Origin of the sequence: Rickettsia peacockii str. Rustic, assembly GCF_000021525.1 — a bacterium.
Taxonomy (GTDB): domain Bacteria; phylum Pseudomonadota; class Alphaproteobacteria; order Rickettsiales; family Rickettsiaceae; genus Rickettsia; species Rickettsia rickettsii.
The window spans coordinates 112,267-125,202 of sequence record NC_012730.1 but is presented as its reverse complement, the minus strand read 5'-3'; the positions used below and the strand labels follow the sequence as shown (position 1 = coordinate 125,202).

Below are 12,936 nucleotides of genomic sequence, written 5' to 3'. Positions count from 1 at the left end.
AACTGACGAAGCAATCTCAGGAAAAATTCCTGAGATTGCCACGCTCACTAACGTTCGCTCGCAATGACGATTTGGTATCCACGCAATAATGACGTAAAACAATTCTGATTTAATTAGAGTTAAAAGTTCTTGTCTCCAAATTACCAAATTTAGAAAATTGACTATCATAATAAAGCGGAACATTTCCAACTGGTCCGTTACGATGTTTTGCAACAATTATATCGGCAATATTATATACTTTGTTGAGCTTATCTAACCATGCGGCATGTTTAGCATCGCCTGCTGCCGGTTCTTTTCTAGTTAAATAATATTCTTCACGATAAATAAACATTACTATATCAGCATCCTGTTCTATAGTTCCCGATTCTCGAAGATCGGATAGCATAGGTTTTTTGTCCTCACGTAGTTCTACCGCTCTTGAAAGCTGAGATAACGCAATAACCGGAATATTTAACTCTTTGGCTATTGCTTTTAAACCTTGGGTTATTTCTGAAATCTCGCTAACTCTATTTTCGGATTTACTTACTCCTCTAATTAATTGTAAATAATCAATAAATAATATACCGAGATTATGCTTGCGTTTCATTCTTCTAGCTCTTGTTCTTATAGCGGAAATAGATAGAGCAGGGGTATCATCGATAAAAAATTGTAATTCCGATAAAGTATTTGCTTCCTTGCGAAGACGGTTATATTTTTCTTCACCTAGAATCCCCGTACGAAGAGAAGTAGAATCAATTTCTGCACACATTGAAAGTAGACGTGTGGTTAGTTGTTCTGAGGACATTTCTAAAGAGAAAAAACCTACTGACTGAATTTCTTGATTATCTCTAATATTTTTAAGACGCATATTATTACAGGTATTAAGTGCAAGATTTATAGCAAATGCTGTTTTACCCATAGACGGACGTCCTGCAAGAATTATAAGATCGGAATTATGAAAGCCGCATAATTTATTATCTAGATCAATCAAACCGGTAGATATACCGATTATATGATCATTATTTTTCATAGCCCTATTAATACTAGCTAGTGATTCTGAAATAGATATACCGATTTTGGTAAAACTTTTTTCATTCAAGCCTTCGCTAGCTAAATCATAAAGTTTAGCTTCGGCATGTTCAATCTGTTCCTTTGCTTCAACTTCTAATGAAGAATTATAGGCATTATTTACTACTTCTTCACCGATATTTATTAAATTACGCTTTATTGCTAAATCATATATTATTTTACCATAATCAACCGGATTTATTACCATCATTGACATAGTTATCAATTTTGCTAAATACTCCGCTCCTTCTACTTCTTGAAATAGTGCATCTTGAGTTAACATACTACGTAAAGTAATAGGTGTAGCTGTCAGCCCTTTTTCAGTAATTTTCTCAATTGCCTTATAGATTTTTTTATGAATAGGTTCAAAAAAATGTGCATCACGTAAAAATTCCGATACGTAATTTAGTAATTCGTTATTGGTTAAAATCGCCCCAAGTAGCATTTGCTCTGCTTGAACATTTGAAGGTAAAACCCTTGGTATAGGTAAATTATCTTCGTTATCAGCTAATATATTTGTTTCGTTATTTATTTTATTACGTGCCATTGTTGTTTGTTAAATTATTATATGGTTTGAAAAAAGAAGCCCTTTATGTCATTCCCACGAGGTATTGTTGCGTGGATACCGAGTCGTCATTGCAAGCAGCCGTAGGCTGCGTGGTGATAAAAAAATTCTGTAAATCAGAATTTTTACTGGATTGCTTCGTCAATTACTTATGTAATTTCCTCGCAATGACGTTAAAACCGATCCACACAACAAAGCCCAAAACAGAACATTGTACATTATTCATTCTTTGCTTCATTTCTATGTTCAGCGATTAATTTATCTACTAAACTTTCTTCCGGTGAAAAATATTTATTAATGATATTACAGGCTTTTTTAAATGCAAGTTTTAATAGTAAAGTTGATACTTTATTGCTCATAACTATCCCAGCGTTTAATTAAATTAGTTTCGATATCGAAAAAATCTAAAACTCTAGTAATAGAATGATTCACTATATCATCTATACTTACAGGGTTATTATAAAAAGCCGGCACGGGCGGCGATATAATGCCGCCGTAACTCGCTACTTTTAACATATTTTCTAAATGTCCGATATGCAAAGGAGTTTCACGGGTCATTAAAATAAGTTTCCTTCTGTCTTTAAGTACAACACCTGCCGCTCTACTAATTAAATTATCTTCCATTGAGTGAGCAATACTTGCTAAGGTCTTCATACTACAAGGGGCTATTATCATGCCTGAAGTTTTAAAAGAGCCGCTTGAAATAGTAGCACCTAAATCTTTATCGTCATAATAATAATTAGCCAGTAGTTTAACTTTATCTATAGAATATTTAGTTTCGAGCTTTATAGTAAGAGCTGCTCCCTCTGAAATAACCAAATGAGTTTCGATATTTTGTTGCTTTAGTACTTCAAGCAAACGAATACCGTATATTGCTCCTGAAGCTCCAGAAATTGCTATAACAATTTTTGTTTCTTTATTCATCTAGGTTTCTATAATTTATCAGTTTAGTATATAATAAAAAAAATTATAAAATACATTATATATGCGAATAGCAAAAATATTATTACCGGTAGCAAAATTATTTCCGCTAGATTATTTAATACCTGAAGATTTAGAGCTAAACATAGGTGATCTTGTTGTAGTGCCTTTTAGAAATAAGGAATTAACCGGCATAGTATGGGAGCTTGTTTCAAATTCCGAGGCAAAAAAAATAAAAACTATTAGAGCGAAAGTACCGTTAAACTTAAATATTACTTCAGAAGTTTTAGAATTAATTAAATGGATGAGTAGCTACTATATGTCAGAGCTTGGGAGCATAGCCAAGTTAGTATTACCTATGGATATTGCTGAAAAACCGATTAAAGTTAAGGAGCAGAAAGTCAATAATAACTTTGTGCTACCTGATTTGTTAGAAGAGCAGAAACAAGCAGTAACAATTTTAAATGAAAGTAATAAGCCAACACTTGTTAAAGGTGTTACGGGATCAGGTAAAACAGAAATATATTTTCATCTAATAGCAGATTACTTAGCAAAAGGCAAACAAGTGCTTGTTATGTTGCCTGAAATTGCTTTAAGTACACAAATTATTAATCGTTTTATAGAGCGATTCGGTTTTGAGCCTATCATATGGAACTCAAGCGTTACCAAAGCTCACAAGAAAATGATTTTAAGAGGTATATTAAGCGATAAAGTTAAAGTAGTAATTGGGGCTAGAAGTAGTTTGTTTTTACCTTTTAAAAATCTCGGTTTAATAGTTATAGATGAGGAACATGACGATTCCTATAAACAAGATGACGGTATATTATATAATGCTAGGGATACGGCTATCGTAAGAGGTACATTTGATAAAGCACAAATTGTTTTGTGTTCGGCAACACCGTCTATTGAAACGATACATAATATAGAAATTGGTAAATATCAATTGGTTACATTGGTTAATAGATACAAAAATGTCGCTTTGCCAAATATAGAAATAATCGACATGACTAAAGAAAAGCTATCTAAGAATTCCTATTTATCCAAGCTTCTTATAGAAGCTATCAAAGGTAATTTAGATAATAAAAAGCAAGTCTTATTATTTCTTAATAGGCGTGGTTATGCTCCGCTCATGCTATGCAAAGCTTGCGGTCACAGATTGACCTGTAAATTCTGCTCTTCTTGGATGGTAGTACATAAAGCGACTAAAAAACTTGAATGTCACCATTGCGGTTATCAAAGTAAAATTTTTAGTTCTTGTCCTGAATGTCTAGAGGATGAAACATTAACTATCTGTGGTCCAGGTATAGAGAGAATAGAGGAAGAAGCAAAAGCACTTTTTCCTGAGAGTAAAATTGCGGTGATAAGTAAAGATCATGCTAAAAGCCCGGAAAAAATAGCACAGCTTCTACATCAAATGGAAAATTTAGAAATTGATATTTTAATAGGCACACAAATAATAACAAAAGGTTATCACTTTCCGAATCTTACTTTAGTTGGAGTAATAGATGCCGATCTTGGAAGCAATAATGCCGATCTTAGAGCATCTGAGCGAACTTTTCAGCTACTACATCAGGTAGGTGGTAGAGCGGGTAGAGGAGATAGTAAAGGTGTAGTATATCTACAAAGCTATTATCCTGATAATACAATTTTTAGTTATGTTAAAGCCGGTGATGAAGATAGTTTTTTTGCAAATGAACTTGAAATAAGAAAATCAGCAGATATGCCGCCATTTTCCAAAACAGCATCGGTAATTTTGTCAGGTTCCAGTGAGGCTAAAATTCTAGAAATTGCTAGGGATATGGTCCGAATTGCACCAAAAGCAAACGTGAAAATTTTAGGACCGGCAAGCTCATTAATGTCAAAGCTCGCTGGTAAATATCGTTACCGAATACTTATTATAGCCGATAAGAAATTTAATTTGCAGAAATATTTAAAATTTTGGCTAAGCCTTATAAAAATTCCTTCTTTTTGCCATCTAAAAATAGATATCGATCCTAAAAGTTTTTATTAGCTTCTATATCTTTCTCCTTGATTCTTCGACGGTGGAACATTAGATGAATGAGGAGAAGGATTGGTAAGAGATTTTTGTATTTCTTCTATAGCTTTTTTAGTATTTTGAGTAGAATTTTTATAGTATCTTTATAAAAAGCAGCTTTAGCTTTATCTCCGGTAAAAGAATATTGTATAAAATTACCAATATTTTTCCAAATAGGATTATTATCCATTTTTGTAGTTTCTTCACACCATTTACCTACCTCTTGCAGTTTTGCTTCAACTTTAGCTATAGCAGCTGGATTATGTTTATTATCATCATAAATCTGAATAATATTATTTACTTTTTCTTTAAATTCAATGTGTTTTCTACTTTGTTTCAAATGAGCTATTATATCATCATTGTTTACTAATTCTCTCAGATTATCAATTATATCAGATAGTGTAGGTGGTTCAGGTAATTTATAATGTTGATTGATTTTTTCAAATTTATCTTTGTGTGGATAATTCTTGATTAGATCATCTTCTATAAAAGAAACAAACTCTTTTTGAGGTACTCCTACTTGTTTTATTAGCCGTCCTAATGATTGTTCATAAGCTTTAATAGTAACATCAAGACGCTTCCCTGCCATAGAACCGCTTAATGCTATATAGTGGCTAAATTCCGGAATCAAAGCATCTTTAGTATCAATATTATGATCTTTAAAAAATTGCTCTATTTTCTCTTTTACGGTTAAATTGGATTGTTTTTGAGGTGTTGTTTCCGGTACTTTTGTTTGTTCCGGAGCCGGTTTTGAAAAAATAATAGGCTTTTGGGTTTCAACTTGCGGAGATGGGGTGTCAACAAATATATCAAGTGCTTGGGAATGTGTAGTTAAGTCAGTCTGTTTTTTATGTGCCTCGTTCCATGCCTTTATTTGCTCAGAAGTGGGTTTTAGAGGAACAGCCGGTTTTGTATTTTTTGGTGGGTTATTTGACATATTTTTTGATTTTTTTCCCACTCTTGTATTCTATCTTGTACTGATTTTGGAATATTATCTTGTGCCATATTAAGCTCCTATGTTTATTTACATAATTAAACAGCTTGCTTAAATTTTTTATAAATTGCAAGCAAAATTTCTTTTTGTAATGCAATATTTTTACTATAAGATAGTTAGGTTATATATTTTATATATTAGAATCCAAGTTATTAACTAAAATGAGATATGAATTTTATGTACCCCCATATTAGACTTAGAAGAAATAGAAAAGCTTTTTGGCTTAGAGAGTTAATATCCGAAAGTAATTTATCGGTTAGTGATTTAGTGTTGCCTTTATTTGTTGTTGAAGGACATAATGAAAGGCAAGAAATTAAAACTATGCCTGGTATATATCGTTTATCGATTGATCAAATAGTAGAAACGGCAAAAGAAGCAGCAGAGCTGGGTATTAATGTTATTGCATTATTTCCGAGTATTGATCAAAGTCTAAAAAGTGAAAATGCCGATGAGGCTTATAATTTAGATAATTTAATATGTAGAACTATTAGAAACATCAAAAATGCTAATATCGATATTGGTATAATATGCGATGTAGCACTTGATCCTTATACTACACATGGTCATGATGGTATTGTGCATCATGGGGAAGTTGATAATGATAGATCAGTAAGAGCTTTGTGTAATCAGGCATTAGTGCTAGCAAAAGCTGGAGTAGATATTGTTGCACCTTCCGATATGATGGATGGAAGAATCAGGGCTATAAGAGAATATCTTGACAAAGAGGGATTTATAAATGTTGGAATTCTTGCTTATGCCGCTAAATATGCTTCAAGTTTTTACGGTCCGTTTCGCGATGCTGTTAAGAGTAATAAAAAGAATTATTTAGATAAATCAAGCTATCAAATGGATGTACGTAATATTAAGGAAGCAATGCTTGAGATTGAGCATGATATAGCAGAGGGAGCCGATATGGTAATGGTGAAGCCTGGTATGCCGTTTTTGGATGTTATTCGTGAAGCGGCAAATAATTTAAATGCTAAAATTTTTGCATATCAGGTTAGTGGAGAATATGCAATGTTAAAATTTGCAGCAGAAGCAGGGGCAATGGATTGGGAGAGAGCTTTGATGGAGTCATTAATTAGTTTTAAACGTGCCGGTGCCACAGGTATATTTACCTATGCAGCTCTTGAAGTAGCTGAAATATTAAAGAACAATAAAATTAGGTACAAAACGGCTTCTGATATAAAATAAATAATATGTTTTATAATTATATCAAAATTATCAATGTAGTGTAAATCATTATAAAGAGGCGAAGATGACGCAAAATAAGAAATCAGTATTTAAAGGTTGGAATTTTTTAAAGCCTAAAGGAGGCGGAGCTAATGAGGTAGGAGAGCATGGCGGAGTATATCAAAGCTTAGACGGTAAAATTACGGCGATGATAAAAAAAGAGGTTTCAAGCTCAAAAAATATAGCCGAGTTTTTAGGATCTCAAATTTTTGAAGCTATAAGTCCTGGAAATGGAGCAAAGGTTAATTTAATTGCTCCTGATGATTTTAATAAATCTAAAGCCGTTGATTTGCAAATATATGTCAAATCTGAATTTTTTGAGAATTATAGTAGTGATATGTATGTGGACATGGATAAACATATGTCTGCTAAAACTAAACCGAGTTCTTGGTTTAGAAAGGACTGCGGTAGACCACTTTTTATGGGGGCTAGAAATAAATTATTTAGAACCTTAGAAAATGCTTTTAAGGAAATTAAGTATCAGAACTTTGAAAACATTATGCCGGCAAGTTTATTGATCGGCGATTTTGATATACATGTTGGAAATATAGGAGTTATCAGAGATCAAAAAAATCCAAAAACTTTACCTAAATTAGTAAGAATTGATTTTGCTGGTAGTTTTGATAATTTAACAAATAATATATATCCGCATTCAAGAGCCAAACATTTGCCTGGATTCGGTCCCACTAACCATTTTAGAGAATTTCCTTCTAATTTAAGAACAAAAAATCCTAATTTTGCCGATAGCTTACTTGCAGTTTCTAAAATTGATTTAAGCAAAACTATTGATAAAAGTTTTGATGCATTAACTAAATATTATAGTAATGAAGCAATTGCAGAATTTGCAAAACAAGCGATGCCAAAGCAATTTAATAATAAACAATCTAAAGAAATAACGCCTGAAGAAATTAAGGCTAGTTTAATAGATACAATGAAAAAAAGGCAAGAATCCTTAAAGGAATACGGCTTAGAAATTAAAGTAAATAGTTTAATTTCTAAAAAATATAGTTTTCCTTATTACGAAGTGAAAGAGCAAGGATTAAAAACATTAATGAAAGAGTATCCTGATTATTTTGCGAAAATTCTTAATTATGAAGAAAGAAAAAAAGGAGGACAAAAACTTAAATTAAGAAATAAAATTACTACTAATTTTGCAAGAATTTTAGAAATACTTGGTATTAGAGATAGTGCGAAAAAACATTTAATAAAGACAATAAAAAGTTTAAATGAAGATATTAAAGATGAAAGAAATTTAGCTGGTTCTTCTGATAAAATAAAGAAAGAACCAAAACAAAAATTGGTAAAGACAAATATATATGCAAACAGAGAATATGTAGATGCTCTAGAAAAATTTAAGAAAGAAGTTGGAACGGATGATACTGTTAGTGTTACTCCAAGTCAATTAGGTCTAGCTAAAAAAGCTAAACAAAAAGACCAAGATTTATTAAAATTAGATGAAGAAAATCTAAAACATATAAAGAATCTAAAAGAAAAGGTTATGAAGCCTACTCAAACTACTGCAGCTAGTGTTGTTAATAAAAAGTCTACACCGGCTAAAACGAGATAATAAATGAACCAAGCAACAAGAAGCCTACAACTAAGTAATTAATCAGTAAAAGCCCATATTGCATCGGCAGCTTAATTATCTCAATCTTTTTAGAAAAATACATGGCTTTTACTACTTTAAGATAATAAAACGCAGCAACTACGCTGGTAAAAATACCACAATAAGCTAATGCGAATTCTTCTTGATTAATTGCTTGGTAAAAAAGGTAATATTTACCGAAAAATCCTGTAAGAGGAGGGATTCCAATCATTGAAAACATAACTATGCTAATTACGGCAGCTATAGTTTTATGATACTCTGCAATTCCTTGTATAGTTTTAAAACTAGCTTTATTGACGTCTTTACCGAGCAGTATAATTAAGCAAGTAAAAAATCCTATACTCCCTACCGCATATATTAGAATATATAGTAGAGCTGCTTTATATCCTTCTTGATTATGCAGAAGAACGCCGATTAATACATAACCGATATTTAAAATAGTACTATAAGCCATTAATCTTTTTAGAGAAGTTTGACGAATGGCTCCAAAAGCTCCAAACAGCATAGATAATATAGCAATTATCTTTATTAAATTATAATTAATAGGATAGTAATTACCTATAATTAATTTGCTGATATTTAATAAAACAATAACCATACCTATTTTTGAGGCAGCGTTGAAATAAGTAACTGAAGTAATCGGTGATCCTTCATATACGTCAGGGACCCAAAAATGGAGTGGAACACTTGAGAGTTTAAAGAAAATACTACTTAAAAATAGTACAATACCGATTATTAAACCAAGATTCATTCCGGAATTATCATTTAGTTTATATAAGATATCCTCAAATTGTAGGCTTCCGCCGAATCCGTATATAAAAGAAATACCGAATAATGATAAACAACTAACTAAACTACCTAAGATAAAATATTTTAAAGCACCTTCCGATGATTTCATATCATTTAATTTGAATCCTGCAAGTGCATATGAAGTTAAAGCAGTAAGCTCCATACCGCAGAATAATAATAGAAAATTCCGTGATGAAATTGCAACAAAAATACCTACAACCGATAATAACATTAAAGTAATAAATTCAAACTTTAATTCGTCAGCAACAAGAATAGAGTAATCACGGTATATAATCATGGAGATAATAGTGAATAGTAGCACTATGCTTTTACTAATACCGATATTTATTCCGGTAGCAAATGAGTACCATACTCCTTCATAACTTGAGTACTTAAAGGTAAGAAAAATTGATAATATGCATAGTAAAATAATGATATTAGAAATAATTCTATTTTTATTTGGGATCATTATGGCAAAAAACTGCCCTAAGAGTGCTATTAAAGTCAAAGTTATTTCAGGAAGTAGCAGTAGCATATAAAACTAATATTATTTATGGAAATATAAATATTAGTAAATAAATCATTTTTTATCAACAAACTTATATATAATATTGCACTTTAATACTACCTCTAATTAAAATTATTTTCTTCGTAAAATTATATTATACAAAAAAAGCCTAAACATGATGAGATTGTACGTAGTGCATTTGAAAACCCTATAGTTGCTAAAGCCCTCTACAGCTTAGTTCTAATAATCCTTCTTTGTTCTTATTCTTTAGCAGGCTTCGTATCCTGTGCAAATATATTATTACCGGCTATTAAAATTCCTATGGCTAATATTTCATAACTATAAGTGCTAATTTTGTTGAGTGTATAATGTCTTATACATTAATAATTAATAGTTGCAATAAATAAAAAAATAAATTATTTTGGTTAATCAATTTTAAATTGCTTAAATAAAATTCTTAAACTCACACCTATAATTGTTTTAATCTAATTAGGTTTTCTAATAAAAATATGAAGCCTTCTACTTCAAAATCATTAACTGACAAGTTAAGAACCTTATATAGTTCTCACGATACTTTACCAAAGCTAATAGAAGATACGAAAAAAAGCTCAGTCTTTAGATGAATATTAAGTAAAATTACAGATATTATTTAGTGAAGACGATGAAGCAGCTAAAGCAGCATTACGCGATAAAGTTGTCGGAGAAAAGAGATCGATAGAAATAGAGAATATTTTTAAAGCCATAGATACGGAAAGATAAGAGAGCTGTTTAATAAAAATTATCAAGTTCAAGAAGAAAAAATTGATAATATAGTTAAGTCACTAAATGAAGAACATAAGTTTGAGATACTTCGCAGAAATCTACCTAATAAAAGTGAATCAGAAATAAAAAATATAATTGAGCAAGTAAACAGAATAAAAGCAGATGTCGGTAAAGTACTGTTACTCGGTAGTGCAGGAATAGGTAAAACCACGTTAATGCATTATCTATCGTATAAATGGGGAAAAGGGGAGTTATGGAGCGATTGATTATGTTTTTAGAGTTACAAGAATTATTAAATGAAAGTTAGAAAGACGGTTATAATGGATAAAACAGTGGGTATTTTGATATTAATAATTTATCTCAAAGTAAGCTTAATTGTTTTATCCATTATTGTTTATGCAGTAGTGAAAGTACCTTAAGTGTTAAGGAAATAATGGATATCCAAAATAAAGATAAGATGTTGTTATTACTTGACGGGTATGACGAAGTAGCACATCTAAATACTCGAGATGTAAAAAGTTAATAGATAAAATATTAGAATATCAAAACGTAATAATGAGTTCTAGACCTAATGTGGTTGTAGAAGAAATGCGTAAAACAGGTTTGCGCGGAAAGTAGACAATACAGGACAGGCGGGGATAGTGAGGGAATAGAGCAATATGTACATAAAAATTTTGAGTATGATAAAGAGCTAGGAGTGCAATTAAAAAGCTGTTTGGATACTCATAGCCAAATAAAAGAAATATGTGAAGTTCCTATCAATACTGCATTAATATGTTTGGTTTGGAGTGATCAAGCAATAAGGGATAAATTTCAAAAAAAACAGTAATCAAGATTTTAATATAAGTCGTTTATATAGTGAAGTAATAAACTGGCTTAATAATAGGCATATAGAAAAAAACAAAATATAAAAATAAAACTGAAGCTAATGATATAGATGAAGTTATAGAACAAGGATGATTAAAAAGCAAAGGAAGTAATTATCAATTTATTCACTTAACTATTCAAGAATTTTTAGCTGCATGTTATTTAAAAAATCAGTTAACAGATAATAAGATGCAAAAATAAGGTTGAAAACCAGTAATTTTAAATTACTAGATGCCGGGGCAAATAAAAGATTAGATGCCTATGAAATTAAGATAGATAGCCACAATAAAACACTATAGTGGAACAATACAAAAAGCAGAAATCTTTAGAGAAATGAAAGTTTAGCACAAGAAAGCCCATTATTATACGATTACTGTAATGCATTTTATTGGAATATAAAAATATCATAAATGCTTGCTGTATTGCTGAAACTAAAATATGTAATAGTTGAGATTATATCTTATATTTAGTAAAATAAATTAATTATTAAATGGAGATGAAAAATGAACTTAAATCAAAAAATAATAAAGCCAAAAATAGGGTTACTAGAACTAGCTAAGAGTCTTGGTAGCATATCATCAGCATGTAAAGCGATGGGCTATAGTAGAGATAGTTATTACAGATTTAAAGCACTGTATGAAACTGGTGGCGAAGAGGCATTATATGAAATTAGTCGAAGAAAGCCAATAATAGCGAATAGAGTTGATCCAGCGATAAAGAAAGCAGTAATGGATATGGCAATAGAATATCCAGCATATGGTCAGCTAAGAGTATCAAATGAGCTTAAGAAGAGCGGTATACTTGTATCGCCTGGAGGAGTGCGATCAATTTGGTTACGTAATGATTTAAACAATATCAGTAAAAGGCTTAAAGCATTAGAAGCAAAGATGGCTCAGGATGGTATTGTTCTTACTGAATCTCAATTACAAGTGCTAGAGGAGCGTCGTAATGAAAGAGAAGCTCATGGAGAAACTGAGACGCAGCATCCAGGTTATCTAGGATGTCAGGATACGTATTATGTAGGTAATTTCAAAGGTATAGGTAAGGTTTATTCTCAGGTATTTATTGATAGCTATACTAGGGTAGCTGATGCTAAACTATATACTGATAAAACAGCTTTAACTGCTGCTGATATGCTTAATGACCGCGTGTTACCATGGTACGAGACCCAAGGGATACCAATACTTCGTATTCTTACAGATCGTGGGTCAGAATATAAGGGGAATATAGAGCATCATGCTTTTGAGTTGTTTCTAAGTATCGAAGGTATAGAGCATACTACAACTAAGACATATTCTCCCCAAACAAATGGTATGTGTGAGCGTTTTAATAAAACCATGAAACAAGAATTCTTTGATACAGCTATGCGGAAAAAGATTTATACAGATCTTGATGATTTACAATTAGATCTTGATATTTGGTTAGAGCATTTCAATAATGAGCGACCACATTCAGGAAAATATTGTTATGGAAAAACTCCTATGCAAACTTTTAAGGATAGTAGAAAATTAGCTGTTGAAAAGAATAATGAAATCTTGTATCTTGAATACGTCTCTGACAGTCAAAATTTAACTGACAATCAGGTGCAAAATTTATAGTGTCTGTAAGA

General features: G+C 31.3%; 9 protein-coding genes. 4 read left to right on the top strand and 5 right to left on the bottom strand.

Translation table 11 applies throughout. The annotated features are described in order from the left end of the window. Nucleotides 1-109 precede the first annotated feature (109 nt). From RPR_RS00750 to RPR_RS00740, 3 genes are all read right to left on the bottom strand, one after another. Nucleotides 110-1,594, bottom strand: coding sequence for a replicative DNA helicase (locus RPR_RS00750; RefSeq protein WP_012736410.1), 1,485 nt, complete (start codon nucleotides 1,592-1,594; stop codon nucleotides 110-112). Between the two features lie 236 nt (nucleotides 1,595-1,830). Then, nucleotides 1,831-1,971 (bottom strand): hypothetical protein, encoded by a 141-nt coding sequence (locus tag RPR_RS08420; RefSeq protein ID WP_014364812.1) that lies wholly within the window; start codon nucleotides 1,969-1,971, stop codon nucleotides 1,831-1,833. Next, complete coding sequence (locus tag RPR_RS00740; protein ID WP_012736409.1) at nucleotides 1,961-2,536, bottom strand: UbiX family flavin prenyltransferase; 576 nt, start codon at nucleotides 2,534-2,536, stop codon at nucleotides 1,961-1,963. Before RPR_RS00740 ends, RPR_RS08420 begins: the two co-directional genes overlap by 11 nt. A gap of 61 nt (nucleotides 2,537-2,597) precedes the next feature. Here RPR_RS00740 and RPR_RS00735 point away from each other — a divergent pair, with 61 nt between their 5' ends. Further along, entirely contained in the window at nucleotides 2,598-4,544 is a 1,947-nt protein-coding gene (locus tag RPR_RS00735; RefSeq protein WP_012736408.1) for a primosomal protein N', read from the top strand. An 85-nt stretch (nucleotides 4,545-4,629) separates the two neighbouring features. Here the strand turns inward: RPR_RS00735 and RPR_RS08825 are convergent, their stop codons facing one another. Then, nucleotides 4,630-5,505 carry a hypothetical protein gene (locus RPR_RS08825; protein ID WP_228368865.1) on the bottom strand — a complete coding sequence of 292 codons (876 nt, stop codon included), beginning with the start codon at nucleotides 5,503-5,505 and terminating at the stop codon, nucleotides 4,630-4,632. 234 nt (nucleotides 5,506-5,739) lie between these two features. Between RPR_RS08825 and hemB the strand changes: the two genes are divergently transcribed. Together hemB and RPR_RS00715 are read left to right on the top strand one after the other, a co-directional pair. Then, nucleotides 5,740-6,756, top strand: coding sequence for a porphobilinogen synthase (hemB, locus tag RPR_RS00720; RefSeq protein WP_012736406.1), 1,017 nt, complete (start codon nucleotides 5,740-5,742; stop codon nucleotides 6,754-6,756). Between the two features lie 64 nt (nucleotides 6,757-6,820). After that, nucleotides 6,821-8,362 carry a hypothetical protein gene (locus RPR_RS00715; protein WP_012736405.1) on the top strand — a complete coding sequence of 514 codons (1,542 nt, stop codon included), beginning with the start codon at nucleotides 6,821-6,823 and terminating at the stop codon, nucleotides 8,360-8,362. Here the strand turns inward: RPR_RS00715 and nuoN are convergent. After that, nucleotides 8,349-9,725, bottom strand: coding sequence for an NADH-quinone oxidoreductase subunit NuoN (gene nuoN, locus RPR_RS00710; protein WP_012736404.1), 1,377 nt, complete (start codon nucleotides 9,723-9,725; stop codon nucleotides 8,349-8,351). The two genes, RPR_RS00715 and nuoN, sit on opposite strands and share 14 nt — an antisense overlap. A gap of 2,105 nt (nucleotides 9,726-11,830) precedes the next feature. Here nuoN and RPR_RS00690 point away from each other — a divergent pair. Beyond that, nucleotides 11,831-12,925 (top strand): IS481-like element ISRpe1 family transposase, encoded by a 1,095-nt coding sequence (locus RPR_RS00690; protein WP_012736403.1) that lies wholly within the window; start codon nucleotides 11,831-11,833, stop codon nucleotides 12,923-12,925. Nucleotides 12,926-12,936: the final 11 nt, after the last annotated feature.